Origin of the sequence: Pseudomonas sp. JUb42 (genome assembly GCF_024807945.1) — a bacterium.
Lineage (GTDB): Bacteria > Pseudomonadota > Gammaproteobacteria > Pseudomonadales > Pseudomonadaceae > Aquipseudomonas.
In genome coordinates, this window is sequence record NZ_JANUFD010000006.1 from 388764 (window position 1) to 414107 (window position 25344).

The 25344-nt window shown below is 60.1% G+C and carries 25 protein-coding genes and 1 pseudogene; 7 read left to right on the forward strand and 19 right to left on the reverse strand.

Annotation, left to right across the window (positions count from 1 at the left end; genetic code table 11):
* Positions 1–15: 15 nt before the first annotated feature.
* Positions 16–270, reverse strand: a complete 255-nt coding sequence (locus M2401_RS14685) for a hypothetical protein (RefSeq protein WP_259103905.1) — start codon at positions 268–270, stop codon at positions 16–18.
* Between the two features lie 165 nt (positions 271–435).
* Here M2401_RS14685 and M2401_RS14690 point away from each other — a divergent pair, with 165 nt between their 5' ends.
* Positions 436–753, forward strand: a complete 318-nt coding sequence (locus M2401_RS14690) for a YqjD family protein (RefSeq protein ID WP_259103906.1) — start codon at positions 436–438, stop codon at positions 751–753.
* A 179-nt stretch (positions 754–932) separates the two neighbouring features.
* Here M2401_RS14690 and M2401_RS14695 read toward each other — a convergent pair whose 3' ends face one another.
* Entirely contained in the window at positions 933–1259 is a 327-nt protein-coding gene (locus M2401_RS14695; protein WP_259103978.1) for an SPOR domain-containing protein, read from the reverse strand.
* 275 nt (positions 1260–1534) lie between these two features.
* Here M2401_RS14695 and M2401_RS14700 point away from each other — a divergent pair, with 275 nt between their 5' ends.
* The 5 genes from M2401_RS14700 (at position 1535) to M2401_RS14720 (ending at position 5953) form a co-directional block, all read left to right on the forward strand.
* Positions 1535–2146: a paraquat-inducible protein A gene (locus tag M2401_RS14700; protein WP_259103907.1), complete on the forward strand. Its 612-nt coding sequence runs from the start codon at positions 1535–1537 to the stop codon at positions 2144–2146.
* Positions 2143–2757 carry a paraquat-inducible protein A gene (locus M2401_RS14705; RefSeq protein ID WP_259103908.1) on the forward strand — a complete coding sequence of 205 codons (615 nt, stop codon included), beginning with the start codon at positions 2143–2145 and terminating at the stop codon, positions 2755–2757. The genes M2401_RS14700 and M2401_RS14705 overlap by 4 nt, the downstream gene beginning before the upstream one ends.
* Positions 2750–4423 (forward strand): intermembrane transport protein PqiB, encoded by a 1674-nt coding sequence (locus tag M2401_RS14710; RefSeq protein ID WP_259103909.1) that lies wholly within the window; start codon positions 2750–2752, stop codon positions 4421–4423. The genes M2401_RS14705 and M2401_RS14710 overlap by 8 nt, the downstream gene beginning before the upstream one ends.
* Positions 4420–5031, forward strand: a complete 612-nt coding sequence (locus M2401_RS14715; protein ID WP_259103910.1) for a membrane integrity-associated transporter subunit PqiC — start codon at positions 4420–4422, stop codon at positions 5029–5031. The genes M2401_RS14710 and M2401_RS14715 overlap by 4 nt, the downstream gene beginning before the upstream one ends.
* A 436-nt stretch (positions 5032–5467) precedes the next feature.
* Positions 5468–5953 carry a helix-turn-helix domain-containing protein gene (locus M2401_RS14720; protein ID WP_259103911.1) on the forward strand — a complete coding sequence of 162 codons (486 nt, stop codon included), beginning with the start codon at positions 5468–5470 and terminating at the stop codon, positions 5951–5953.
* A 42-nt stretch (positions 5954–5995) separates the two neighbouring features.
* On the opposite strand, the gene araH is transcribed toward M2401_RS14720, so the two are convergent.
* The 4 genes from araH to M2401_RS14740 all read right to left on the reverse strand — a co-directional run bounded on the left by araH (position 5996) and on the right by M2401_RS14740 (position 10642).
* Entirely contained in the window at positions 5996–6961 is a 966-nt protein-coding gene (araH, locus tag M2401_RS14725) for an L-arabinose ABC transporter permease AraH (RefSeq protein WP_259103912.1), read from the reverse strand.
* A gap of 57 nt (positions 6962–7018) precedes the next feature.
* Positions 7019–8548, reverse strand: a complete 1530-nt coding sequence (araG, locus tag M2401_RS14730) for an L-arabinose ABC transporter ATP-binding protein AraG (RefSeq protein WP_259103913.1) — start codon at positions 8546–8548, stop codon at positions 7019–7021.
* A gap of 225 nt (positions 8549–8773) precedes the next feature.
* The gene (locus M2401_RS14735; protein WP_259103915.1) at positions 8774–9778 is read right to left on the reverse strand and encodes a substrate-binding domain-containing protein; all 1005 of its coding nucleotides are present in this window, start codon (positions 9776–9778) and stop codon (positions 8774–8776) included.
* 123 nt (positions 9779–9901) lie between these two features.
* Positions 9902–10642: a FadR/GntR family transcriptional regulator gene (locus M2401_RS14740; RefSeq protein WP_259103916.1), complete on the reverse strand. Its 741-nt coding sequence runs from the start codon at positions 10640–10642 to the stop codon at positions 9902–9904.
* 294 nt (positions 10643–10936) lie between these two features.
* Here M2401_RS14740 and M2401_RS14745 point away from each other — a divergent pair, with 294 nt between their 5' ends.
* The gene (locus M2401_RS14745; RefSeq protein ID WP_259103918.1) at positions 10937–12085 is read left to right on the forward strand and encodes an aldose epimerase family protein; all 1149 of its coding nucleotides are present in this window, start codon (positions 10937–10939) and stop codon (positions 12083–12085) included.
* Between the two features lie 128 nt (positions 12086–12213).
* Here M2401_RS14745 and M2401_RS14750 read toward each other — a convergent pair whose 3' ends face one another.
* The 13 genes and pseudogenes from M2401_RS14750 to M2401_RS14810 form a co-directional block, all read right to left on the reverse strand.
* Entirely contained in the window at positions 12214–13107 is an 894-nt protein-coding gene (locus tag M2401_RS14750) for a metal ABC transporter substrate-binding protein (protein ID WP_259103919.1), read from the reverse strand.
* Between the two features lie 20 nt (positions 13108–13127).
* On the reverse strand, positions 13128–13997 hold the full coding sequence (locus tag M2401_RS14755; RefSeq protein ID WP_259103921.1) for a metal ABC transporter permease: 870 nt from the start codon (positions 13995–13997) through the stop codon (positions 13128–13130).
* Positions 13994–14758: a zinc ABC transporter ATP-binding protein AztA gene (gene aztA, locus M2401_RS14760; protein ID WP_259103922.1), complete on the reverse strand. Its 765-nt coding sequence runs from the start codon at positions 14756–14758 to the stop codon at positions 13994–13996. Before aztA ends, M2401_RS14755 begins: the two co-directional genes overlap by 4 nt.
* Positions 14755–14886, reverse strand: coding sequence for a hypothetical protein (locus M2401_RS14765; RefSeq protein ID WP_259103925.1), 132 nt, complete (start codon positions 14884–14886; stop codon positions 14755–14757). The genes aztA and M2401_RS14765 overlap by 4 nt, the downstream gene beginning before the upstream one ends.
* 220 nt (positions 14887–15106) lie before the next feature.
* Complete coding sequence (gene metC, locus M2401_RS14770; RefSeq protein ID WP_259103927.1) at positions 15107–17851, reverse strand: cystathionine beta-lyase; 2745 nt, start codon at positions 17849–17851, stop codon at positions 15107–15109.
* Between the two features lie 128 nt (positions 17852–17979).
* Positions 17980–18636 carry a glutathione binding-like protein gene (locus M2401_RS14775; protein ID WP_259103928.1) on the reverse strand — a complete coding sequence of 219 codons (657 nt, stop codon included), beginning with the start codon at positions 18634–18636 and terminating at the stop codon, positions 17980–17982.
* Positions 18633–19226, reverse strand: coding sequence for a cysteine dioxygenase (locus tag M2401_RS14780; protein WP_259103929.1), 594 nt, complete (start codon positions 19224–19226; stop codon positions 18633–18635). The genes M2401_RS14775 and M2401_RS14780 overlap by 4 nt, the downstream gene beginning before the upstream one ends.
* A gap of 151 nt (positions 19227–19377) precedes the next feature.
* Positions 19378–20214: an amino acid ABC transporter ATP-binding protein gene (locus M2401_RS14785; protein WP_259103930.1), complete on the reverse strand. Its 837-nt coding sequence runs from the start codon at positions 20212–20214 to the stop codon at positions 19378–19380.
* Positions 20201–20989, reverse strand: a complete 789-nt coding sequence (locus M2401_RS14790) for an amino acid ABC transporter permease (RefSeq protein WP_259103931.1) — start codon at positions 20987–20989, stop codon at positions 20201–20203. The genes M2401_RS14785 and M2401_RS14790 overlap by 14 nt, the downstream gene beginning before the upstream one ends.
* Positions 20979–21713 carry an amino acid ABC transporter permease gene (locus M2401_RS14795; protein ID WP_259103932.1) on the reverse strand — a complete coding sequence of 245 codons (735 nt, stop codon included), beginning with the start codon at positions 21711–21713 and terminating at the stop codon, positions 20979–20981. Before M2401_RS14795 ends, M2401_RS14790 begins: the two co-directional genes overlap by 11 nt.
* Positions 21710–22927 carry an aminotransferase class I/II-fold pyridoxal phosphate-dependent enzyme gene (locus M2401_RS14800; RefSeq protein ID WP_259103934.1) on the reverse strand — a complete coding sequence of 406 codons (1218 nt, stop codon included), beginning with the start codon at positions 22925–22927 and terminating at the stop codon, positions 21710–21712. The genes M2401_RS14795 and M2401_RS14800 overlap by 4 nt, the downstream gene beginning before the upstream one ends.
* Before the next feature lie 143 nt (positions 22928–23070).
* Positions 23071–24477 (reverse strand): annotated as a pseudogene (locus M2401_RS14805) (FAD-binding oxidoreductase); the annotation flags it as partial.
* Positions 24474–25313, reverse strand: a complete 840-nt coding sequence (locus M2401_RS14810; protein WP_259103938.1) for a transporter substrate-binding domain-containing protein — start codon at positions 25311–25313, stop codon at positions 24474–24476. The pseudogene M2401_RS14805 and the gene M2401_RS14810, both read right to left, overlap by 4 nt.
* Positions 25314–25344: the final 31 nt, after the last annotated feature.

Consider the following 25344-nt stretch of genomic DNA (forward strand, 5'->3'; position numbering starts at 1 on the left):
TATCAGTCAGTCGGCTTACTTGGCGGCCGCCATCAGTCGATTGACTTCACTGCGCACCATGTTGGCGTACTCCGGCGGGCTCATGGCGTCCAGTTCGGCGCGGACCCACTCGGACCACTTGCCCTTGCGCTTGGCTTTTTCCCCGATCAGGCGCGCAGCATCGCCCTTGGCCTTGCCCAGGTTGCTTTGCCACAGATCGAACAGTCGGGATTTTTCATCTTCAAGCGCTGCGCGCTCATGAAGGGGGCGATTTGCCAGATTGAAGCTCATAGCGGTTACCTGCGACATAAAAACCGCTGCATCTTACACCCTTGCAGCGCACACTCGGACGCAATGTGACGAGCGAATAAGTTCAGGTCCTACAGATACCTGCAACTTTTCTCTATGTGAATGACTCCATTGCATACTGCCATCCATCACTGAAAGGAAAACACCATGGCTCGTAAAACATCTGCCCAGAATGCCGCCGAACAGATCAAGGATCAGGCGTTCAGCGAACTGCAGGCGCTGATCGAAGAGTCGGACAAACTGCTCAAGGACAGCGCTTCGCTGGTGGGCGAAGAAGCCGAAACCCTGCGTGCGCAGCTGAGCCTCAAGCTCAAGCAGGCCATGGACTCCGTGGTCAGCGTCCGTGATCGCACCAAGCCAGCCGTCGAAGCTACCGAAAGCTATATCGGCGGCCATCCATGGCAGACCGTGGCGGTTTCCGCCGGTTTTGGTCTGGTTGTAGGTTTGTTGCTCGGCCGTCGTTAATAGATAAAAGATCGCTGCAACTAACTGAATTAATGTGGTTTTTGTGGGACTGGCTTTAGCCGGGAAGAGGACATGGCAGACGATAGAGATGTATCGACCCTGCTTGCGCTTTCCCGGCTAAAGCCGATCCCACAAGGTTTTGCGTCAGACTAAATCGCGTTACAAACAAGCCAACCGGCTTATTTATGCTCAACAACCTGCGCACCCGCCGCACGATGGGCGTTGATCAGCTTGGTAGCCAGTTCCTGGTTCTTGGCCTCGGCATCGGCCTTGGAGCTGAATGGCCCGATGAGGATTCGACGGTTGGCGTCGATCTGGAACGGATAACCGTGCTCCAGCAACCAGGCCGTAATATCGGTGAGGGCTTCGGTCGCCACGACCTGGACGTCCCACTGCGGCGCAGCTGCCACGGCGGCGACAGGGGCTGCCGGAGCGGCAGCAGGAGTTTTGTCCGGCTTGCCCGAATCACAGCCGGCTACCGCCAGTACCGCCAAAATCATTACCATCTTGCGCACGTTGATCTGCTCCTCGTTCTGAAGTGGCGCGAGTCTATCACTGCGCTTTTTCTTCATTGCCCGCCAGCGACGGATTTATTTGTCCGGATCGTCTGCCGATCATGAACGGCGACCCCGCCCTGCGGTCCATCTGAGTAGCGCGCCGCACGCTCGCCTGCGACAAACAGTCGCGACAAAAACGAGCCTGAACGCGACGAAACCGGTATCTTTGCGCGCTTGAGCTTATTCAGTACTTCCCCATCACGGCATCGACCACTTTGCGCCCCATGAAAGATCGTTCGGACTTGATCATTTGCGAGCACTGCGACTCTCTATACGAAGCGCCGTCGCTGCAAAAAGGCGAAGCAGCCTACTGCGCCCGCTGTGATGCCATTTTAGGGCGCGGGCATCGTCTGAGCATCGAACAATTGCTGGCGCTGACCATCGCCGCTGCCCTGCTGTTCGTGTTTGCCAATTTTTTCCCGGTGATCAGCATCAGCCTCAAGGGGCTGGGCAATCAGGTCACCCTGTGGCAATCCGTGGAGGCCCTGGCCCAAGGCCGTATCACCTTGATTGCCCTGGTGGCCGGCCTGGCCATTATCCTCGCCCCGCTGTTGCAGATAGCCCTGTTGTTCTGGCTGCTGCTGTATGCCCACCGTGGCGCCGTAGCACCCGGTTTCAAACTGTGTATGCGCACCCTTGAGCACTTGCGTCCCTGGAGCATGCTGGAAGTCTGTCTGCTGGGCATCCTGGTGGCCATCGTCAAGCTGGGCGGCATGCTTGACGTGCATCCGGGCCTGGGTCTGTGGGCCATGGCCATGCTGATGGTGTTGATCATCCTGATTGCGGGCAAGGATATCCGCCGCCTGTGGGACGAACCGGGAGTGCATCCTGTATGAATGGCATCCCCTTCGCCCATGAACATGACGTATGCCTCTGCCACACCTGCGGCTACGTCTGCCCGGCCGGGACCAGCACCTGCCCGCGTTGCGAAGCCCCGGTGCATGCGCGCAAGCCCAATAGCATCGCGCGAACCTGGGCGTTTCTGATCGCCGGGCTGATTTTCTATATCCCGGCCAACCTGATGCCGGTGATGTTCACAACGTTGTTTGGCAGCAGCAGCCAGAACACCATCATGAGCGGTGTGCTTGAATTCATCGAAGGCGGCTCCTGGGACATTGCCCTGCTGATTTTCATCGCCAGTGTCGTGGTGCCCTGCCTGAAGTTCGTCGTACTCGGCACCCTGCTGGTGACGGTCCAGCGCCGCAGTACCTGGGCCATGCGTGAACGCGCGCGGCTGTATCGCTTCATTGAACTGATCGGCTACTGGTCCATGCTCGATGTGTTGGTGGTAGCCCTGGTTGCGGCTCTGGTGCAATTCCGCGAACTGAGCACCATAGAGCCGCGCATCGGTATTCTTTTTTTTGGTCTGGTGGTGGTGATGACGATGTTCGCCGCCATGAGTTTCGATCCCCGGCTTATCTGGGATGCAGAGGTTGAAGATGTCTGACAATGCCCTACCCCCTTCGCCTGCCCGGCCCACGGTTAAACGCCGTGGCGCGCGCATATCCCTGATCTGGCTGGTCCCCATCGTCGCCGGGCTGATCGGTCTGTCCATGGCCGTGCATGACTGGATGAATGTCGGGCCGAAGATCACAATCACCTTCCGTACCGCCGAAGGACTTGAAGCCAACAAGACCCAGGTCAAGTACAAGAACGTGGTAATCGGTACCGTAACCGCCATCTCCCTGAGCGACGACCGCACCCACGTGCTGACCACCGTTGAGCTGAATAACAGCGCCGCGCCGTTCACCCGCAAGGACAGCCACTACTGGGTGGTGCGCCCGCGCATCGGCGCTCATGGCATCACCGGCATCGACACACTGCTGTCCGGCGCCTTCATTGCGGCAGACGCGGGCAGCAACGAAGAAACCACCGACCGCTTCGCAGGTCTGGAAACGCCGCCGCCGGTCAGCTTCGGCGAGAAAGGCAAACGTTTCATCCTGCATACCGACGACCTCGGCTCCCTGGACATCGGCTCGCCGATCTATTACCGGCGTATCCAGGTCGGTCAGGTGGTGTCCTATCACCTGGCCAAGGAAGGCAAAGGCGTCGATGTCGAGATCTTCATCAACTCGCCCAACGATCAGTACATCACCACCGATACCCGTTTCTGGAATGCCAGCGGCGTGGACGTCACCATCGGCGCCGCAGGCTTGAAAATCGACACCCAGTCCCTGACGTCGATCATTTCCGGCGGTATCGCCTTCCGCGAACCCAACTACAGCCCCAACTCGAAAGCGGCCGATGCCAACGCCGAGTTCACCATTTTCGATGACCAGGCCACGGCGTTGGCCCCACCCGACGGCGATGCCCGTTATATCCGCATGCGCTTCGATCAATCCCTGCGTGGGCTGGTGGTGGGCGCCCCGGTGGACTTCCTCGGGGTGAATATCGGCAAAGTGGTGTCGGTGGACCTGGACTACGACACCAAGACCCAGACTTTCCCCGGCATCATCGGTGCAGTGATCTATCCCAAACGCCTGGGCGCGGCCAACGACAAGCTGGAACAGATCGGCGGCAAGGGTGATCCGGATGAAATCAGCGCGCGCATCCTTGGCGGTTTTGTCGAGCACGGCCTGCGCGCCCAGATCCGCAATGGCAACCTGTTGACCGGTCAGCTGTATATCGCCATGGACTTCGATCCCAAGGCACCGCGAGTGGCCTTCAATCCGAAGCTGCGACCGCTGGAAATTCCGACCATTCCGGGCAGCTTCGACAAGTTGCAGGAGCAATTGCAAACCTTCGTCGACAAGTTGAGCAAGCTGCCAATCGATCAGGTGGCAAACAACCTCAATGGCAGCCTGGTGGAATTGCAGAAGACTATGAAACAGGTCAATGGCGATGTCCTGCCGCAGATGCGCGGCACCTTGCAGCAGGTGCAGAAGACCCTGGCCACCGCCAACGAATCCCTGGGTGAAGACTCGGCGCCACGTCAGCAACTGAGCCAGACCATGGACGAAGTGCAACGCACGGCGCGCTCGGTGCGAGTCCTCACCGATTATCTCGGCCGTCACCCTGAAGCCCTTATTCGCGGTCGCACCGGCGACGCCGCGCCGGGCTCCTACAAAGCCGCCCCATCCTCTCGTGAGATCAACCTGGAGCCAGAACAATGACCCTGCGCCTGAAACTCATGGTGTTGGCCGGCGCGCTGGCGATCAGCGCCTGTACGTCCCAGCCGACCCATTACTACACCCTGGTCGCCCCGCTGGCGCCACATTCCAATGCTCAGGCAATCACGCCTTTGCAGTTGGAAATGCTGCCGGTGATACTGCCGGTACAAGTCGACCAACCGGCCCTGGTAGTCCGTCAGAGCAATGGCAGCCTGGTCATTCTTGAGGGTGAACGCTGGGGCGCCCCCCTGGCCGATGAGTTCCACGACGCGCTGACAGCCCAGCTGGAACAGCGTCTGGGCACCCGTGATCTGGCAGGGCTGCCGAAAAACAGCGAGCAACCGGTGCTGTCGGTGCGCACCGACGTACGCCGCTTCGAATCGATTCCCGGGCAATACGCCCTGATTGATGTGGTATGGAGCCTGAACTTGCGTAACAGCGGCCCGAAACGGCAAAACCTGACCTGCAGCAGCCTGATTCGCGAAACGGCTGGCAGCGGCATGGAAGATTTGGTTGTGGCCCATCAACGCGCAGTAGGAAAACTGGCCACACTCATGGGGACGACAGCAAAACAATGGGTGCAAACAGGCACGGCAAACTGTCCTGATTAACCATTCCTGTGCCTATTTGACCGGCATGGCTATTAACCGGTGATACAGCACGCCTTGCGCAAGGCGCTGACTTTTATATGACCAGCCGGTCATCGCTTCGACTCACCACCCTGACTGAGTCGAAGCCCCCCGGAAATACAACGTATGCACTCCACCTCGCCTCCCTCCAAATGGCCACCTCCCCCCCGTTGGCGGGCCATTAGCCACCTAACTAAAAACGCTGTAACGCGGGCACTTTAGAGTTTAAGACAGGAAAAAGATCGTACAAAAGCGTACAAAAAATTATTCCTGTACCGAACTGGAAAGGGGTATCTTTGCAACTATTGATGACCGCTGGACTGCCGATTCAGGGTTGCACTACAAGCGGCAGGACAAATTGATACTAAAGACCATAAAGCCGCCAAGGTCTTTGTGATTTCACGGGAACTATCTATCTATGTCAGGGATTGGGCAACGTCTCAAGCAAGAGCGACTAAGGCTCAAACTTTCGCAAAGCGCATTGGGCGCTATTGGCGGCGTCGAAACCAACGCACAGGGTAACTACGAAAATGGCGTGCGCTCCCCGCGGGCGGATTATTTGTCCCGGGTCGCTGAAGTCGGTGTCGACGTTGCTTATGTCGTGACCGGCATGAGCCTGTCGGCTGGAAGCCTGTCACTGGGGGCCGACGGCTTTTCCCCCAAGGACTCCCAGGTCTGGCAAAACCCCGGCGCCGAGCGCATGGCCAAAGTGATATCACGCCTGCATATGAATCTGCACGATATGACCGACAACCTTTATCAACTGACCCAGTTGGCCGAATCTCGCGCTGATATCGATAAGGCAGCGCAGCAGCAGAGCCAACTGGAGAACATCCAGAATGATGCCGAGACCCTTGCCGTGGCCGTTATGCGCCTGATCTTCATCACCTCACGCCTGAATTGAGCCTGCCCGGTCACAGGCAGCACTCAATTGGCCTGGGGCGTTTCAGCGCCGCTTCAGTCGATCGATGATCACCGCCAACAACAGGATCGTGCCGCGGATCACGTACTGGTAGAAGGTGTCGATATTCTTCAGGTTCATCGCATTCTCGATGATTGCCAGAATCAGCACCCCGGCAATCACATGACGAATCATGCCGATCCCGCCACTGAGCGACACCCCGCCCAGTACGCAGGCAGAAATAACCGTTAACTCAAAGCCCTGGCCGATCATCGGCTGGCCTGACGTCATGCGCGAGGCCAGCACGACGCCCGCCAGGGCACCGATCAGGCCGTGCACGGCGAAGATGATGATCTTGGTCCGGTCAACATGTACACCGGCCAGCAAAGCGGCTTCCTGGTTGCCGCCGATGGCCAGTGTGTTGCGGCCATAAGTGGTGTAGTTCAGCAGCCAGCCGAAGAACATGAAACAGACGATGGTGATCAGGATTGGCACCGGCACGCCGAACAACTGACCATTGCCGAAGACGAAGAAATCCTCGTTCGAGACCCCGACCGCCTTGCCGTTGGAGAAGATATAGGCCAGGCCGCGGACGATCTGCATGGTCGCCAGGGTGGTGATCAAGGCGTTGATACGCAGCTTGGCGATGACAATACCGTTGATCAGCCCGACGATCAGGCCCATGGCCAGGGCTGCGCAAATACCGAGAAACACGCTGTCGGTATCGCGCATGACAATCCCGGCAATCACTCCGGCGCAGGCCAGCACCGAACCGACCGACAGGTCGAAATGCCCGGACGCCAGACAGAACAGCATGGTGCAGGCGGCAATGCCCACCGTGGAAATGGCAAGACCCAGGCCACGCATGTTCAGCGGTGAGAGAAAGTTGTCGATCAACAGTGCGCACAGCACGAAGATCCCCAGGGCTGCCAGGAGCATGACCCATTCATCAAAAAAACGCCGCAGGTTCAGGCCCTGGCGGGGAGCCCGCAGGCTGGTTTCGCTAGACATACGCACCTCTTTCTTGTTTTTCACGGTGTAGTTCACGCCGGCATTTAAAGGTAGGACTCAGCCACGGCTACGCGGCAGCGCCAGTTGCAACAAACGTGATTCATCGGCTTCGTCACGCATCAACTCGCCAGTGATAGCGCCCTCGCTCATGACCAGAATGCGATCGGCAATACCCATGACTTCCATCAGGTCACTGGACACCACAATGACCGCAATGCCCTGGGCGGCCAGGTTATGAATGATCTGGTAGATCTCGGATTTGGCGCCGATATCGATACCTCGGGTCGGTTCGTCGAGCAGCAGCACTTTCATCGGCATCGACAGCCAGCGGCCGAGAATGGCTTTCTGCTGGTTGCCACCGGAGAGGAACATGATCTGCTGGTCCGCCGAGGGCGTCTTGACGTTCATGGCCTGGATCTGCTGCCTTGCGTTGTCACGCTCCCAGCGGCCCTGAATCAGGCAACCGAGGCTGACATGCCGCGGCCGTGCGCCAATATTGATGTTCTCGGCGACACTGGACAGAGGCACGATGCCTTCCTTCTTGCGATCCTCCGGACAGAGCAAAATGCCGGCACCTATGGCATCCCGCGGCGAACGCAGGATCAGCGCCTTGCCGTCCAGTTGCAGTGTCCCGGCAGTGCTGCGAGTCAGGCCCGAGAGCAGGCGAAACAGTTCGGTACGTCCTGCACCGACCAGACCAAAGAAGCCCAGCACCTCACCCTTGTCTACCGCAAAACTCACCGGCTCCTGCAAGCCCGGCCCGAGCAGACCGGTCACCCGCAGGCTCGGGCCCTGATGCTCACGCGCCCGATAGTTGTAGATGTCCTGGATGTCGCGCCCGACCATGCAGGTCACCAGGCGGTCATGGTCCAATTCAGCCATGTTCTCGAAGGTTCGTACGAAACGGCCGTCCTTGAATACAGTAACGGCGTCGCAGATACGGAAAATTTCTTCCATGCGGTGGGAGACATAGAGAATCACCCGCCCCTCGTCCCGCAGACGGCTGATGATTGCCATCAAACGGTCGATTTCCCGCGCCGACAAACTACTGGTCGGCTCATCGAAAGCGATGACATGGGCATTGCGTGACATGGCTTTGGCGATTTCCACCAGTTGCCGCTGGCCCAGGGACAGATTGCCCAGGCGCATGGCCGGGTCGATCTCGTCTGCCAGGCCTTTGAGCAGTTCGCCAGCCTGACGCAGCATGGCCCGGCGATTGAGCAGGCCCATGCGGTTGGGCATATGGCCCAGCAGCAGGTTTTCCGCGACGCTCATTTCCGGGACCAGGTGCAGTTCCTGGTGAATCACCGCCACCCCGGCAGCAATACTGTCAGCGGTGGATTTGAACGCCAGGGCCTGATCGCCGATCTGCAGATCGCCACTGTTGGGCTGGTACGAACCGCCGAGAATCTTCAGCAGGGTCGATTTGCCCGCGCCGTTCTCGCCCATCAACGCATGGACTGTGCCGGGCCGGGCCTCGAAACTGATATCCGACAGCGCCTTCACGCCGGGAAAGGTCTTGCCGATCCCGTTGAAGCGCAGGCTGCCACCGATTGTTGCCTGTTGCTGGATCGCTTGCTGATGCATGCAACCTCCTGTCGAACAACGCATAACCTTTTAGTTGTCGCAGAGGCCAAGGTAGGCGCGAACTGTAGGCGTTAATCGTGGGAGCGAATTCATTCGCGAAAGCGGTTATTCAGTCAAAAGAGGCCTGTGCAACGCCTGGCTTCTTCGCGAATGAATTCGCTCCCACAAATCGCTCCCGCCTTTTAGCTCTTACCCTGCCCTACAACAATTGCCATCACACCGTGATTACTTGTACAGACCAATCTTGGTCAGCACTTCCTTGAAGTTTTCCCGGGTGATCAGCGTGACGTCGTCCATCGCGGTGTATTTGGCAGGCTCCTTGCCGGTGGTGACCCACTCATACATCTGCAAGGCGGTGTTGTAGCCTTCCTTGTCGGGACTTGGCAGCATCGATCCGAAGAAGCCGCTCTTGGCTTTTTTCAGTTCATCGATGGCGTCGGTGCCGTTGATGCCGATACCGATGACATTGTCCGGGGAGAACCCGGCACCCGCCGTGGCGCGCACGCCACCGAGCACGGTGTTGTCATTCATGCCGCCAACGATCAACTTCTTCGCTGCCGCAGGCAATTTCGGCAGGGCCGCGTTGGTGGCGTCCATGCTGCCCGGTACATCGAGGGTTTTCTGCGGGGTAAAGAGGATATGGTCTTCAGGCAGACCGGCCTTTTTCAGCGCATCCACCGACCCATCGGTGCGCTTCTTGCCGGTGTCCAGCTCGTTGTACGTGTTGATGATGGCGTAGGTTTCTTTCCAGTCCCAGTTACGCTTCTTGGCTTCATCGGCCATGGCTGCGCCCTGTTTCTGGCCTACCTCAAAGGCCGCCATGCCCAGGTAAGGCACGTCTTCCATGAATTTGCCCTTGGAGTCGACAAAGCGATCGTCCACGGCCATCACTTTCAGATCATTGGCCTTGGCCTTGGCGACGATGGCTGGGCCCAGTGATACATCGGGCGGGCAGATGACAAAGCCCTTGGCGCCGTTGGCGGCCAGGTTGTCGATCGCGGTCAGGGTTTTCTCGCCGTCAGGCACGGCGATCTTGATCACCTCGAAACCATGTTCCTGCCCGGCCTTCTCGGCGAACTGCCATTCGGTCTGGAACCAGGGTTCTTCGGCTTGTTTGACGAGGAAGCCGATCTTCACTTTATCGGCAGCGGATGCACCGGCCCCCATGCCGAGGATGGCAGTGGCGACGGCGACACAGCACAGGGAACGAATCCCGTGACGACTCAACATAGCTAACTCCTTATTTTTATTGAATAGCTACAGCGTCCAGCATTTTCTTGCGGTTCGGTTGCAGGCCCACGGCAGCGGTCCGGCAACCTCGTTAAACACCACACAACCAGTCATATCATATTATCAATCAACACTATGTAACCGAGTGTCACTCGCAACGACCTGAGTCTCCTGCCGGGCAAAGGAACCCGAGATCACCTCGGCCGCCTGCTCGATCAGGGTCATGCAGGCCCAGACACCCCGCGCCGCATCACGGCTGGCAATGGCATCAGCCAACTCCTTGTGCAGCGGTAGCGTGCGACCCAGTTCCCCCGGTACAGCCGAGGAAACCTCGAAGGACACCGCCAGCAACGCTCCGACAGCGGGCAACATCTGCTCAATGAACTGGTTATGGCTCGCCGCCAGTACCAATTCATGAAACTGCCGGTCCGCCAGGTTGTAGTCACCCTTGTCCGCCACCGAAAGCGCCAGCACCTTGTAGGCTGCCTGGATCGCCGCAATCTGCGCAGGTGTCGCCCTTTCACAGGCCCAGCGCACCGCCATGGGTTCGATGGTCCGGCGCAGGTCCAGCAGGTCCTTGACGAAGCCTTCCGTCAGCCCCTTGCGCGCCAGCCAGCCCACCACCTGCGGGTCGAACAGATTCCACTGGCGCAGCGGCAAAACCCGTGTGCCGACCTTCGGTCCCACCTCAAGCATGCCCTTGGCTACCAGGGTTTTGATCGCCTCGCGCAGCACCGTACGGCTGACACCCAACTCTTCGCACAATGCCGCTTCGACCTTGAGGGTCTGGCCCGGTTCCACATGTCCTGCGGCGATCCAGGTACCGAGGCGGTCCACCGTCGAATCATGAAAATTACTGCGCATGAGCGCTGGCACTCCACTGGCTTTTGGTCTTAGCTGGAGGCTAATCATCACACCATTGGCTGTCAAACCGGTAGAAAACGCCGGAATGCTCAGGGTCAGTACCACATTGCGCTACCCGACCACTAAATAGTATTACAATTTAATTTTCAAGCTAAGATTTTTGCTCTATACAACGAACTATCCGACGTAAATCCATCAAATAGTATTACCAATTAGCCCAGCGAGGTCGTTTGAACCCTGAATCAACACAACGTAGTACCCCTTTCGAACAACAACAAAAAAAGGAAAACTCTGATGATCCGTAACCGCTTTGCCACTCCTTTGGGACTGTCCTTGATGATTGCCACCCTCAGCGTCAATGCCGCCGGCCTTGAGCTGGCCAAACCGATTCCGTTCGGTACCACCAGCGACGGCGCATCGGTCGAGAAATACACCCTGCGTAACAGCCACGGCGTCGAAGCCAACATCATTACCTACGGCGCCACCCTGCAATCGCTGCTGGTGCCAGGTAAGAACGGCAAGGTCGACGATGTGGTTCTGGGCTTCGATGATGTCCAGGGCTATCAGAACAACGGCACAGTGTATTTCGGCGCGACCATCGGTCGTTTCGGCAACCGCCTGGCCGCAGGCAAATTCAGCCTCGATGGCACCACCTATCAGATTCCCCTCAACGACAAGACCAACGCCTTGCACGGCGGTACCCAAGGGTTCGACAAACGGGTGTGGAAGGCCGAACCGAGCAAGGAACCAGGCTGGGTCGGGGTCAAGCTGACCTATCTTTCAGCTGATGGCGAGATGGGCTTTCCCGGCAATCTGACGACCGAAGTCACCTATAGCCTCAACGAGAAGAATGAACTGCGTATTCAGTACAAGGCCGTCACCGACAAACCGACGGTACTGAACCTGACTAACCACAGTTATTTCAATCTGGCGGGTGCGGGCAGCGGTGATGTGCTCAAACAGGTCGCCACGTTGCATGCGGCGCATTACACACCGGTCAATGGCACGCTGATTCCGACCGGAGAACTGGCGCCCGTAGCCGGAACGCCGATGGACTTTCTCAAGCCCACCGAGTTCGGCAAACACATCAAGGACGATCATCCGCAGCTGAAGTTCGCGGAACAGAAACAAGGCGGGTTTGACTTCAACTGGGTGCTGGATAACCAGGGCAAAGTCAGCAAACTTGCTGCCGAAGTGTTCGACCCTGCCTCTGGCCGGCGCCTGCAACTGTTTACCACCGAGCCCGGCGTACAGGTCTACACCGGCAACTTCCTCGATGGCAGCATCAAGGGCAAGGCCGGCAAGGTCTATCCGCACTGGGGTGCGTTTACCCTGGAAACCCAGCACTTTCCTGATGCACCCAACCAGCCCAACTTCGGCAGTACACGCTTGAATCCGGGGCAGACCTATACCCAGACTACCGTCTTCAAGTTCGTGCGCTAAAAAACTCAGGCTTCAGGCACATGCCACCTGTGGGAGCGGATTCATCCGCGAAGAAGACACTCCAGTCGATACATTTTTATCGTCTGAAACACCGTCTTCGCGAATGAATTCGCTCCCACAATTCGTGGTTACTTACCCTTCATCGCCACAACCAGCTTGTCGACGTTGTAGCGAAACATCTGCGCATAGCTGGCGGCCGGGCCGTCAGCTGGCGACAGCGATTCGACATACAGCTCACCGCCCGGCTGAGCGCCGCTGGCATCGGCAATCTGCTTGACCAGACGCGGATCACCGGAGTTCTCGAAGAAGTAGGCGCTGACGTGCTCGGCCTTGATCTGACGGATCAGTTTCGACACATCGGCCGCCGATGGTTCTGCCTCGGTGGAGAAGCCCAATGGCGACAGGAACGTTACGCCATAGGCATCGCCGAAGTAACCGAACGCGTCATGGGAGGTCAGCACTTTACGCTGAGCCTTGGGAATGGCCTGGATCTGCGTGCGAGCGTAGCTGTCCAGCTCCTTCAACTGAGCGATATAGCGCTCGCCGTTGGCCTTGTACTCGGCAGCCCCGTCCGGGTCGGCCTTGCTCAGGGCAGTGATGATATTGCCGACATAGATCACACCATTTGCCGCGCTGTTCCAGGCATGCGGGTCAGTGATGCGCTTGCCGTCTTCATCCATGCTGCGGGTCTTGATGCCGTTGGACAGCACCACCGGCTGGCCCTTGTAGCCCGACGCCTTGATCAGGCGATCCAGCCAGCCTTCCAGATGCAGACCGCTGACGAAGGTGACGTCCGCCTGCTTCAACGCCTGGGCGTCGGCCGGGGTCGGCTCATAGACATGGGGGTCGCCGTTGGGACCAATCAGCGAGGTGACATGCACGCGGTCGCCGCCAACGGTATGCACCATGTCGGCGATAACGGTGAAGGTCGCGACCGCTTCCAGGGGCTTGGCCTGGGCCAGAACAGAAAACGCAGACAGCGCAAAGGCTGCCATCGCGCCCAATAGCATGGATTTCTTCATGGTTTTGCTCTCGTTAAGGTTTAGTTGACCAGGTGAGGCTTGGGGAAAAATCGACGCAGGATCCCTGTGCGTCCGAACAACAACGAAAAGCCGTAGAAGGCACTGGCCGTCAGGACGATGGCCGGGCCGGAAGCGACGCCCATGTGATAGGACACGATCAGCCCGATAAACCCGGACAGGGTCGCCACCAGGGTCGAAATCAGCATCAGCGCGCCCAATGAACTGGCCCAGAAGCGCGCTGCCGTGGCGGGCAGCATCATCATGCCCACGGCCATCAGCGTGCCGAGCGCCTGGAACCCGGCGACCAGATTGAGCACTACCAACAACAGGAACAGTACGTGATACAGCGAACCGCGCCCGCCCACGGCCCGCAGGAAGCCGGGATCGAAACATTCCAGCACCAATGGCCGGTAGATCAGCGCCAGTAGCACCAGGGTGAAGGAGGCAATGGCGCCGACCATGAAAATGGCGTCAGAGTCGATGGCCAGAATGGTGCCGAACAGCACATGCAGCAGGTCGACGTTGGAACCATGCAGCGACACGATCAACACCCCCGCAGCCAGAGATGTCAGGTAGAAACTGGCAAAACTGGCGTCCTCGCGCAGGCTGGTCAGGCGGCTGACCAACCCCGACAACAGCGCCACGGACAGCCCGGCGATCATGCCGCCAAAGCCCATGGCCGGCAGCGACAGACCGGCAAACAGAAAGCCCACCGCCGCCCCCGGCAATACCGCATGGCTCATGGCATCGCCGACCAGGCTCATGCGCCGCAGCATCAGCAGCACACCCACGGGACCGGAGCCGATACCCAGGGCCAGGCACGCCACCAGGGCCCGACGCATGAAACCGAACTCGACAAAGGGCTGGATCACCGCGTCATACAGCATCATGAGCGGGCTCCTGTTGAATCGTCCGACTCAGCGGCGCACAGCTCGGCATCGGCGCTCCAGAACTCGGCCATATTGCGCGCCTTGCGCAGGTTCTCCACGCTCAGCACCTCGGCGGTATTGCCCCAGGCAATGGCTTCACGGGCCATCAAGAGGGTTTGCGGAAAGTGCTGGCGCACCTGATCGATATCGTGGAGCACCGCGATCACCGTGCGGCCCTGACCATGCCAGGCGCGCACCAGTTGCAACAGGTCATTGGTGGTGCGGGCATCGATTGCGGTAAAGGGCTCGTCGAGGAGAATCACTGCGGCGTCCTGCAACAGCAGCCGGGCAAACAACACGCGCTGGAACTGCCCCGAGGACAGTGAACCGATGCTGCGCCCTTCGAAGCCTTCCAGCCCCACTGCCTGCAGCGACTCGCGAGTGCGCCGACCTTGATCGCGGCTCAAACCGCGAAACGGCCCGATGCTGCGCCAGGCGCCCATGGCCACGGTGTCGGCCACGCTCAAGGGGAAACTGCGGTCGATCTCGGCAGCCTGAGGCAGATAGCCCAGGGTGCGGGTGGCCAGGGCACCGCGATCGACGCGCCCTTCTGCCGGTTTCATGGTCCCGGCAATGGCCTTGATCAGGGTCGACTTGCCAGCACCATTGGGGCCGACAATCGCCGTCAGGCTGCCCGCCTCAAAACGCCCGCTGAGGTGATGTACGGCCGGGCGCCGCTCGTAGGCGACGGTGAGGTTATCCAATGCGATGGCTGCACTCATGGAATCGCCACCGCCCAGACAATGGCCAGCCATAACAGGACCAGCATGGCCAGGGCCAGCAGCAAGCGGTGCACAGCGGATCGGGCCAGCATCGAGCCGGTGATGGAAGGAACGCGAGGAGCTTTCACGAGAGGGTAACCTGCAACTATTTGTTACAGTATTACATAGCAAAAGCCATAATGTTACTAGATAACATTAGATTTTTTTCATCTTCATTGATCCTGACCTGTGGGAGCGAATTCATTCGCGAAAGCGTTATTCCAAGTGGTGAAGATGCGTCGGATGTACCGGCCTATTCGCGAATGAATTCGCTCCCACAGAATTCGCTCCCACCTTCTTGGTGGGGGATCAGATTGCAGCAAAACCCCGCTGCAAATCGGCAATCAGGTCATGCACATCCTCCAACCCGATATGCAGACGCAACACCGGATTCAAACCGCGATCCGCCGGGTTATCCCGATCCTTCAAGCCCGCCACCGTGACCAGGCTTTCATAACCGCCCCAGGATGCCCCCAGGCCAAACAGCTGCAATGCACCGATAAAATCATCGAGCTGGCGGGTATCGCTGCTCTTCAATTCAAAGGACAACAAGCCATTGCTGCCACTGAAATCGCGCTGCCACAGTGCGTGATTCAGATGCCCGGGCAAGGCCGGATGGAATACCCGCTTGACCTGTGGCTGAGCCTGTAACCAATGGGCAACCTGCAACGCCTGACGCTGATGCACTTGCAGTCTGGCGGCCATGGTGCGGGCGCCGCGCAGGATCAGGTAGGCATCGTCCGGGCTGACCGTGGTGCCGAAGGTGTCGCTCATGTTCGCCAAGGGCTGCCAGACCTCTTCACGGGTGCAGACGCTGCCCATGACCACATCGCTATGGCCGCACAGGTATTTGGTCAGGGCCATGATGGAAATGTCCGCGCCCAGTTGCAGCGGCCGGTACAGGTACGCCGAGCCCCAGGTGTTGTCCACTGCCAGCAGGATGTCCCGCGGCTTGCACAGCGCGGCAATCGCCGGCAAATCACATAGTTCGTAGAGCAGCGAACCCGGCACTTCGGCGTAGACCATGCGGGTATTGCCCTTGAGCTGCGCTTCCAGACCCTGGCCGTCGGCGGCGAAATAATCCACCTCGATGCCGAACGGCAGCAGAAACTCCCGAACCAATTGGCGCACTGGCGAATACACCGCGTCGGTGATCAGCACATGATCGCCGGGACGCAGGTACGCCAGGAAGGTCTGCGCCACCGCCGCCAGGCCGGTGCCGAACAACTTGGTGCGATAACCGCCTTCCAGTTCGCTGACCAGATCTTCCAGGGCAAAGGCTGTAGGGTTGCCCCGGGCGCCGTAACTCAGGACCCGCTCGGTATCCCGCCGTTGACGGGCATCGCGCATCTCGCCAAGGCTGTTGAAGAGCACGGTGCTCAAGCGCGTGACCGGCACGTTCACCGGGCGACCGCCCTCGCCTTTTGTCGTCCGTGCGGCATGGATCAGACGGGTGGCCACTTGCTCAGTTGGCGACTTTTTTCCGTGCAAAGGCTTGAGGCTGCGTACCTCCTGTTCGGTCATCTGTGCGAGCAGGCCGATTTCCCAGGCCAGGTACTGCCGTGCCGCATCCTTGTTGCCGGAATGACGGTCGTGGGTGAAGAACAGAAAGTCGATGCACTGCTCGTTGGCCGGGTTGGCCGGATCTTCCTGCACCGAAAGGCCTGCCGCCTGCCACTGTTGGGTATCGCCTGCCAGCCAGCGTGCCTGTTGCTGCTGCACGCTCGGCAGCTCGGCCAGGGCCAACTGCGCGACACGCGGGTCATCGGCAATCAATACCAATGGCCGGGCTTCCTCAGTAACGGCCTTGGCCAATAGCGGCCGGATCGACCACTTCGCACCACTAATATGACCTTTGCGGAAGGTCATGCTCGCACGCAAATCGATCAGCGCCACGGCATCGTCGCGCAAGGCGGCGGCCAGGGTCTGCGCATCGATCTGCGCCAGAGTCGCCTGTGCAGCGTTCACGACCGGCAGTGCCAATCCACTGTGAATGCCATCAGCGAGCACATAAGCCTCGTGACCGAGTTGCCGCAGCCAGCTGGCAACAATCGGCGCGCGAATGCCGTCGGCATCCACCAACACCAACCGCGCGCCACGCACGCCGACATACAAATCGGTGGACTGGATCAACTGGCCGCCCGGCGTGTGCTGCGCGCCCTGCAGAGTGCCAGCGGCAAATTCTTCGGCGGTCCGTACATCGCAAAGAAACAGGCTGCGCCCGACCTCACCGGACCAGGCTTGAACCTGTGCAGCGCTGACCGTGGTCACGCCGGCCTTTTGAGCCAGGGCCGCAGCGGCCTGACGCGGTTGCTCCAGCCCTGTATTGGCGCTCACGTCGGGATAGCGCCGGGTGCTGCCATGTTCCAGGGGCAGATCGGCAAGGAACCAACCCTGGGTGCCGTTTTCCAGGGCATAGATCGGGTTTTTCACGCCGAGGTCGATCAGGGTCTGGGCGCCGATAATGCTGCGGGTGCGCCCGGCGCAATTGACCACGATGGGCGTGATGTCGTCCTTGACCAGTTCATGCAGGCGATAACCCAGCTCGCCATTGGGGCAGCACAGGGAACCGGGAATGGTCATCTTGCGGTATTCGTCGAACGGCCGACCATCGAGCAGTACCAGCGGCTCGCCACGGGCCTGCCATGCCGCCAGTTCAGTGGCACTGATATGCGGCGTATGGCTGGCCTCTTCGACCAGTTCACCAAAGGCCTTGGACGGCACATGCACCCCGGCGAACAACTGCAGGCCCGCAGCCTGCCAGCCTTCAGCGCCACCGACGAGGCTATGCACCTGGGTATAGCCAAGCTCGGTGAGACGCGATGCGGCTCGCACGGCAACCTCACCGCCGTCCTGATCGTAGATCACCAGGCGCACGGCCGGATTAGGCGCCAGACGCCGGGCTTCCAGCTCCAGACGGCTATAGGGCAGGTTCACCCCATGAAACAGATGCGCTTCACCGTATTGACCATGCTCGCGCACGTCGAACAGGGCAATTTCCTGCCCGTCGAACAGCCAGTGCTGAAGTTGCTGGGGGGTGATGGTTGGAGTCATGGGGTTCTCATAAAACAAATTGGAATCCGATTTGTGGAGGCGTGGCTTGCCCGCGAAGGCGGTGTTCCTGATTCAAAATATGTGTCGAATGTACCGACCACTTCGCGGGCAAGCCTCGCTCCAACAAGTCATTGCAAGGCCAGGGACTTCTCGGCAGCCGCAACATCACGGCCCTTGGCATACGCCCGCTGCACCGCCGGTCGTGCCTTGATGCGTTCGCGCCAGGCATTGATATGCGGGTAACCCGCCAGGTCCTGGCCCTGACGCAGCGGCTGGATCCACGGGAAAATCGCCATATCGGCAATCGAATACTCGCCCGCCACGAAATCCTGCTGGCCAAGACGTTTTTCCAACACGCCATACAGGCGGGTCGCCTCAGCGTTGAGCAGGTCCAGAGCGAACGGAATCGGCTCGGGGGCCTTCTCCTTGAACAGCTGCAACTGGCTCAGATACGGAGTGATATGCCCCACCTGCCAGAACAGCCACTCCTGCACCCGCTGACGCTCGATGCTGCCCGGCGCAGGCAGAAAACGCCCGGCCTTGTCGGCGAGGTAATTGAGGATCGCCCCGGACTCGAACAGGCTCAGGGGTTCACCGCCATTGTCCGGCACGTGATCGACGATGGCCGGGATGCGGCCATTGGCGCTGATCTGCTGGAAGCTGTCCTGGCGCTGCTCGCCGGTGCGGATATTGATCGGCAGTACGCGGTAGTCCTGCTCGAGTTCTTCGAGCAGGATCGCGACTTTCAGGCCGTTGCCGGTTGGCCAGTAGTAGAAGTCGATCATGCGTAGGCCGGAATCGAAGGCGCCATCTGCGAGGCGTTGTAGTTGAGGATCTTGCCTTCGGCATTGACCCCGTAGCGACCGTTGAGGGACTCCAGCGGGCGACCGTACAGATGGAAATGCAGGGTCGGCTGTTCGCCTTCGACCTTGATGCCGTGCAGGTCTTCACCGAGGAAGCTGATCGGCGTGCCAGGCTGCACCACCACTTCCTTTTCCAGCACCAGGCGCGTGAACTGTGGATCATCGCCATCGTGACGGGTCCACACGTAGTTGATCTCCTGGCCCTGCACGGCAACGATCACCGCCCAGGTCTCATGGTTGTGCGGCAGCGTGCTTTTACCCGGCAGCAGGGAATTCATGTACAGGGTCGGGGTTTCGCCGTCGTCGTTCAGGCGATAGCGGAAAGCCGTGTCGCCCTCCCCCGGCACTGGCGCAGGAAAGGTATCGAAGTTGAACAGGTCACGGCGCTCGGCCAATTGCTCCAGCAGCGCGACGATTTCCTTCAGGGCTTCACGGTCAACGCCGCACTGGTTGATGGCGCGAATCTGTTGCAGGAAAGCTTCGACGACTTCACCACGGTTCAAGGTGCTCATACAGGGTGCTCCTGAGTTGTCTTTATGGTTTGGACTGTGGGAGCCGGCTTGCTGGCGATAGCGTCAGTGACGTCACCGCCGCCGTTGCGAGCGCTACGTACTCGATCGCCACGGTGCGGCGATCCGACAAGCCGGCTCCCACATTGCTGCTTCATACGGAAAGGCTATACCGGCCAAGGTTACCCAGCAGCCATGGATCATTGTTCTGCGGCGTACGGCGGCCGTTTTCGCCCAGGGCATGGCGCAAAAATGCCTGGGTCCGTTCGTTGCCCGGTCGCTGGAAAATATGCTCGGCGCTGCCGTGTTCGACGATGCGGCCGTTCTCGGTGAAGTACACGACGTCACTGACTTCCTCGGCAAACCGCATCTCATGGGTGACCAGTACACAGGTCATGCCCTCTTCGGTCAGCTCGCGGATCACGGTCAGTACTTCGCCGACGGTTTCCGGGTCCAGGGCTGAGGTCACTTCGTCGAACAGCATCAGTTCCGGGCGCATAGCCAGGGCCCGGGCAATCGCCACCCGCTGTTGCTGACCACCGGACAACTGGCCCGGATAGGCATCGACCTTGTGTTCCATGCGCACCTTGGCCAGCAAGGCCAGAGCCTGTTGCTCGGCGGCCTGGCGATCCAGACCAAGCACCTTGCGCGGCGCGATTACCAGATTTTCCAGCACCGACAGATGGGGAAACAGGTTGTATTGCTGAAAGACAAAACCCACACGCTTGCGCAGTTCGATGCGCTCGGCTTCCCGGGTCAGCAGTTGCACCTGGGTATCGCCGACGCGGATCGTGCCGCGCTGGGGCGACAGCAGGCCGGTGATGCAACGCAGGATGGTGGACTTGCCCGAACCGGACGGGCCGATGATCGACACCGCCTGGCCGCGCTGCACATCCAGATCGATGCCCTTGAGCACCGGATTGCTGCCGAACGACAAGTGAATATCGCGCAGGCTGATCAGGGGCGCGGCGCCGGTTTCAAGAGAAGGCATAACGGCGCTCCAGGTAATGAGTCAGGCGGGAAATCGGGTAGCAATAGGCGAAAAACAGCGCCAGCAGGCTGAAGTAGACGATCACGGTAAAGCCGGTCTGGTTCACGGTATTACTGGCGATCTGCGCGGTGTCGATCACATCGTGCACACCCACCAATGAAGCCAGGGCGGTGCCCATGGTCACCACGGCATAGAGGTTCATCCATGGCGGCAACATGCGTTTGAGGCACTGCGGCAGGATGATCGAGCGGAAAATTTGTCCGCGAGTGAAAGCCAAAGAGCGCGCCGCTTCCCATTGGGTGCTGGGGATTGAGGCGATGGCGCCGCGAAAGATCTCGGCGACGTTGGCACTGGCCGGCAGCGCCAGGCCCAGGGTGACCTTGATCCAGTCGGGAAACGGGATATAGGTGTGACCGATCACAATCTCGAACGGGAACACATAGGTGGTGAAGTAGATCAGCACCAGCCATGGCGCATTGCGAAACAGCTGCACCCACACTCGCGACGGCAACCGCACCAGCCACAGCGGCGACAGGCCCAAGGCACCGACCAACAGGCCCAGCAGCGAGCCGAGGGTAATGGCCAACAGGCTGATCAGAATGTTTTGCGCAAAACCCGTTGCCAGTGCCGGCGACCATTGCACCAACGCCCTGAGTACCGGACTGCCGGGCGCAACGAAGGCCAGCCAGACAAGGGCGATGATCGCGATCAGCAACTTGCCGCCATGGCGGCGCGGCCAGCTCGGCACGGCTGTGGCGAGGGTATCAGTGGCCATAACCGGGCATCCTCAGGCGCGCTTCAAGGGCGCGACCCAGCAAATTGACGACAAAACTCAGCAGGCCGAAAAAGGTCAGGATCAGGATCATCAGTTCCAGCACGTTATCGCTCTGGGTCCAGATCATGATCGAGGCGTAAGTGATATCACCCACGGCAATGGCCGAGGCCACGGCGGTCATCTTCACCAGATCGATCAGGTTATTGACCAGCGAGGGCAAAGCGAAGCGCACGGCCAGGGGCAATTGCACATTGAGCAGCAGCTGGCGGCTGCTGAAGGCCAGGGAACTGGCGGCCTCAAGCGTTACCGCAGGAACGGCCTCGATACCGGCGCGCAGGGCCTCGGCATGGAAGGCGCCCTTATGCAGGGAAATCACGATCACCACCCAGGCAAACGGCGTCAGCGGATTGGCCGCGCCCACCGCCTGGGTCAGCAGCATGTTCAGGACCAGAAAGGCACAATACAACTGCACCAGGGTCGGCGTATTGCGCGTGACTTCGATAAACAGCCGCGCCGGTTTCGCCAGCCAGGGCTTGCCGGACGTCAGCAGCGCCGCCAGGGCAAAGCCAGCCAACAGGCTGCCGATGATAGTCGCCAGGCACAGCCATAAAGTGGTTTCGGCGCCATCGATCAACGAGCCGCGCTGGAACGCATCCAGCAGGAAGTTGTAGTTGAGGCCAAACCCGGCAGCCCAGTGGACGAACGCCTGTAACCCTTGGGTCATTGCTCACCCTCTGTGCGCAAGGCAGCGCAAGCCCTGGCAATGCGCTGCCCGGCTTCGATCACGCTGCTGCTGGCGGTGGCAATGGACAGGCGGAACCAGGGCGACAGACCGTAGGCACTCCCGGCCACCCCGGCCACACCCGATTGCAGCAGGTAATCCACCACATCGGCATCGCTGTCCAGGCGCTTGCCATCCGGGCGATAAAGGCCCAGCAGCCCGGCGCAACGAATAAACACGAAGAAGCCGCCCTCGGGTTTCAATACCTCAAGGCCATCGACGCTGCTGAGGGTTTCCACCAACAGATCACGCCGTTGGTGATAGGCCGCTACCTGCTCCGGCAGAAAATCCAGCCCACCGGTAAAGGCCGCCAGGGCCGCCGCCTGCCCCACCGACGAAGCGCCGGAGGTGGATTGCGACTGCACCACGGTCATGGCGGTCGTCAGCTCCTTTGGCCCGGCACCGAAGCCGATGCGCCAACCGGTCATGGCATAGGTCTTGGACACGCCACCGACCAACAGGCAACGCTCTTGCAGATCCGGCGCAACGTTGAGCAGGCTCAAGGCCGGGCGGCCGTCGAAACGAATGTGCTCGTACAGCTCATCCAGCAACACCAGGACATTGGGATGACGACGCAAGACCTCGGCGATGGCCTGCAACTCCGCTTCGCTGTACACCGCGCCGCTGGGGTTGCCGGGACCGTTGAGAATCAGCCAGCGCGTGCGCTCACCAATGGCTGCGTCCAATTGCGCGGCAGTCAGCTTGCAGCCCTGCTCCAGCTCGCAACGGATAAACACCGGCTCACCGCCATTGAAACGCACGCTGTCCGGGAACGACGGCCAGTACGGCACCGGCACCAGCACTTCGTCGCCGTCGTCCAGGGTCGCGGCGAAAGCATTGAAGATGATCTGCTTGGCGCCATTGGCGATGACAATCGAGGGCAGCCCGTACTCCAGGCGATTTTCCTCCATGAGTTTGCGTTGCACCGCTTCGCGCAGGGCTTTCACGCCAGGCGTCGGCGTGTACTTGGTTGCGCCTGCAGCGATGGCGGCATAGGCCGCCTGCTTGATGTGTTCAGGGGTATCGAAATCCGGCTCGCCGGTGGTCAGATCGAGAATATCGATCCCGGCGTCACGCAGGGCCGTGGCCTGGGATTTCGCGGCGGCGTTGGCCGATAGCGAGACGCGCTGGACGCGTTTTGAAAGCTGAACGCTCATGCGTCTGCCCCTTTTGTCGAATTAAATGGCGTTGGAGCGAGGCTTGCCCGCGAAGAGGCCGGTACATCCGAAATATCTTTTGGGCCTGAAACATCGTCTTCGCGGGCAAGCCTCGCTCCCACAGGGTCGGGCTCCGCTGTCGACAGCACCTTCCCTGGATTCAACAGATTCAAGGGATCCAACGCCTGTTTGATCCGGCGCATCAGGTCCAGCTCCACTTCGCTCTTGTAGCGCGGCAGCATGGCCAGCTTGCGTTGGCCGATGCCGTGTTCGGCGCTGATCGAGCCGCCGTGAGCGTGGGCACTGTCGTGAACCAAGGCGCTTAGAGCGGCGTAGTTGGCCATATGCGCGTCCACCGTTGAGTCGACGGGATGGGCAACGTTGTAATGCAGGTTGCCGTCGCCCAGGTGGCCGAAGGTGAAGTTGCGCACGCCGGGGAAATGTTCCTGCAACAGCGCATCGGTATGGGCGACGAACTCGACAATGCGCGAGATCGGCACCGAGATATCGTGCTTCATATTGCGCCCGGCGCGGCGTTGCGCGTCGCTCATGTTCTCGCGCAGCAGCCACAGGGCTTCGCTCTGGGCGAGGCTTTCGGCAATCAGCGCATCGGCCAGCAGACCGCCTTCGAACGCCTCGCCCAATACCTCTTCAAAGGCCTGACGGGCGTGTTCTTCGCTGTGGTTATCGGACAGCTCCAGCAGCGCAAACCACGGCAGATCGGCCTTGGCAAAGGGCTGCGGGCCTTCGGGAAACTGTTCGCGCAGCAATGCCAGGCAATCGGCGCCGAGCAGTTCGAACGCGGTCAGGCTGGCGCCGAAACCGCCACGGGCATGGGACAGGAAGCTCACCGCCTGGGCCAAGGAATCAAACGCCAGCAACGCCGTGGCCTGGGCCTTGGGCAGCGGGAACAGCTTGAGGGTTGCGGCGGTGATAATGCCCAGGGTGCCCTCGCTGCCGATGTAAAGGTCGCGCAGGTCGTAACCGGTATTGTCCTTGCGCAGACCGCGCAGGCCGTGCCAGATCTGTCCTTCGGCGGTGACCACTTCCAGGCCCAGAGTCAGCTCGCGAGTATTGCCATAACGCAGCACCGCCGTGCCCCCGGCATTGGTGCCCAGGTTGCCGCCGATGGTGCAACTGCCCTCGGCACCGAGGCTCAGGGGGAACAGGCGTCCGGCCTGACGGGCAACGTCCTGAATGTTTTGCAGGATGCAGCCGGCTTCTACGGTCAGGGTGTCGTTATCGGTATCGACTTCACGTACCCGGTTCAGCCGATCCAGACGCAACAGCACGCTGCGCCCACTGGCATCCGGTGTCGCCGCGCCCATCAGGCCGGTATTGCCGCCCTGCACCACAATCGGCGCGCCATGTTCGCGACACAGGCGCACTGCAGCGGCGACCTGCTCGGTGTCCGCCGGGCGCACCACCGCAACGACCTCGCCGGTATAGCTGCCCTGTTTGTCGGTCAGATACTGGCTGGCCTCGCTGCCGGGCTGCGCATAGGCATCGCCCAGCAGCGCCTGCAAGGCCGCGAATAGCGGCTGACTCACGGCGTCACCGCCAGGGGTGCGGCATTCTTGAATTGCTCGTGTAACTGACGCAGGGCTGCCGAGGGTGCCATACCGGTACGCTCGCCTACCTGAATCAACCAGCCACTGCGGTGCCAATCGCGGATGATCGCATCCAGACGCGCCTGGAAATCATGCTCGCCCTTGCGCACCCAGATCACCGATTTCGACGGGATCAGATCATCGGCAAGGGGAATTTCGAAGCCGGACCAGTCCGGATCATCCAACAGCGCATGCATGGTCGGGCTTACGTGAACCGCAGCCACGCAACCATTGCCTTTCAACGACAGCAGCGACTCGGACTGACTGCGGAACGCCTTGATCTGCGCACCATAGACTTCCTGCAACGGCTTGATGAAGTTGCTGCCCTGGGATACGCAGACCGGCTTGCCCTTGAGGTCTTCCCACTTGGCGATGCCGGCGCCCTTGCGGATCAGCGCAGCGCCGCCGACTTCCTCATAAGGGGTCGGCACGTAATCGAGGATCTCGGCGCGCTCGTCGATGTACTGCATATTGGCGATCAACAGATCGACCTTGCCCTGTTGCAGAAACTGTACGCGGTTGGGCGCCAACACCGAGACGGTCTCGACCTCGACACCCAGTTGCTTGGCAATGCCTTTGGCCAGTTCGACGTTGTAACCCAGGTGCTCGCCGGTGGCCGGGTCGATGGTGCCGAACGGCGGGCCGCTGAGGATCACACCGATGCTGACTTTGTGCCGCTGCTGGACCTTGTCCAACGTGGCATCCGCCTGGGCCAGGCTGGCACACAGCAACAGGCCGAGGGCCGCCAGGGTCTTGCCGGAAAACAAAAGGTTCATACGTATTGCCTTATCAAAAACCACGAACGAG

Bases quoted from the DNA above. Each gene is read 5' to 3' on its own strand.
- M2401_RS14685 (WP_259103905.1), bottom strand. From the start codon at position 270: ATGAGCTTCAATCTGGCAAATCGCCCCCTTCATGAGCGCGCAGCGCTT.
- M2401_RS14690 (WP_259103906.1), top strand. From the start codon at position 436: ATGGCTCGTAAAACATCTGCCCAGAATGCCGCCGAACAGATCAAGGAT.
- M2401_RS14695 (WP_259103978.1), bottom strand. From the start codon at position 1,259: ATGGTAATGATTTTGGCGGTACTGGCGGTAGCCGGCTGTGATTCGGGC.
- M2401_RS14700 (WP_259103907.1), top strand. From the start codon at position 1,535: ATGAAAGATCGTTCGGACTTGATCATTTGCGAGCACTGCGACTCTCTA.
- M2401_RS14705 (WP_259103908.1), top strand. From the start codon at position 2,143: ATGAATGGCATCCCCTTCGCCCATGAACATGACGTATGCCTCTGCCAC.
- M2401_RS14710 (WP_259103909.1), top strand. From the start codon at position 2,750: ATGTCTGACAATGCCCTACCCCCTTCGCCTGCCCGGCCCACGGTTAAA.
- M2401_RS14715 (WP_259103910.1), top strand. From the start codon at position 4,420: ATGACCCTGCGCCTGAAACTCATGGTGTTGGCCGGCGCGCTGGCGATC.
- M2401_RS14720 (WP_259103911.1), top strand. From the start codon at position 5,468: ATGTCAGGGATTGGGCAACGTCTCAAGCAAGAGCGACTAAGGCTCAAA.
- araH (WP_259103912.1), bottom strand. From the start codon at position 6,961: ATGTCTAGCGAAACCAGCCTGCGGGCTCCCCGCCAGGGCCTGAACCTG.
- araG (WP_259103913.1), bottom strand. From the start codon at position 8,548: ATGCATCAGCAAGCGATCCAGCAACAGGCAACAATCGGTGGCAGCCTG.
- M2401_RS14735 (WP_259103915.1), bottom strand. From the start codon at position 9,778: ATGTTGAGTCGTCACGGGATTCGTTCCCTGTGCTGTGTCGCCGTCGCC.
- M2401_RS14740 (WP_259103916.1), bottom strand. From the start codon at position 10,642: ATGCGCAGTAATTTTCATGATTCGACGGTGGACCGCCTCGGTACCTGG.
- M2401_RS14745 (WP_259103918.1), top strand. From the start codon at position 10,937: ATGATCCGTAACCGCTTTGCCACTCCTTTGGGACTGTCCTTGATGATT.
- M2401_RS14750 (WP_259103919.1), bottom strand. From the start codon at position 13,107: ATGAAGAAATCCATGCTATTGGGCGCGATGGCAGCCTTTGCGCTGTCT.
- M2401_RS14755 (WP_259103921.1), bottom strand. From the start codon at position 13,997: ATGATGCTGTATGACGCGGTGATCCAGCCCTTTGTCGAGTTCGGTTTC.
- aztA (WP_259103922.1), bottom strand. From the start codon at position 14,758: ATGAGTGCAGCCATCGCATTGGATAACCTCACCGTCGCCTACGAGCGG.
- metC (WP_259103927.1), bottom strand. From the start codon at position 17,851: ATGACTCCAACCATCACCCCCCAGCAACTTCAGCACTGGCTGTTCGAC.
- M2401_RS14775 (WP_259103928.1), bottom strand. From the start codon at position 18,636: ATGATCGACTTCTACTACTGGCCAACCGGCAACGGCCTGAAAGTCGCG.
- M2401_RS14780 (WP_259103929.1), bottom strand. From the start codon at position 19,226: ATGAGCACCTTGAACCGTGGTGAAGTCGTCGAAGCTTTCCTGCAACAG.
- M2401_RS14785 (WP_259103930.1), bottom strand. From the start codon at position 20,214: ATGCCTTCTCTTGAAACCGGCGCCGCGCCCCTGATCAGCCTGCGCGAT.
- M2401_RS14790 (WP_259103931.1), bottom strand. From the start codon at position 20,989: ATGGCCACTGATACCCTCGCCACAGCCGTGCCGAGCTGGCCGCGCCGC.
- M2401_RS14795 (WP_259103932.1), bottom strand. From the start codon at position 21,713: ATGACCCAAGGGTTACAGGCGTTCGTCCACTGGGCTGCCGGGTTTGGC.
- M2401_RS14800 (WP_259103934.1), bottom strand. From the start codon at position 22,927: ATGAGCGTTCAGCTTTCAAAACGCGTCCAGCGCGTCTCGCTATCGGCC.
- M2401_RS14810 (WP_259103938.1), bottom strand. From the start codon at position 25,313: ATGAACCTTTTGTTTTCCGGCAAGACCCTGGCGGCCCTCGGCCTGTTG.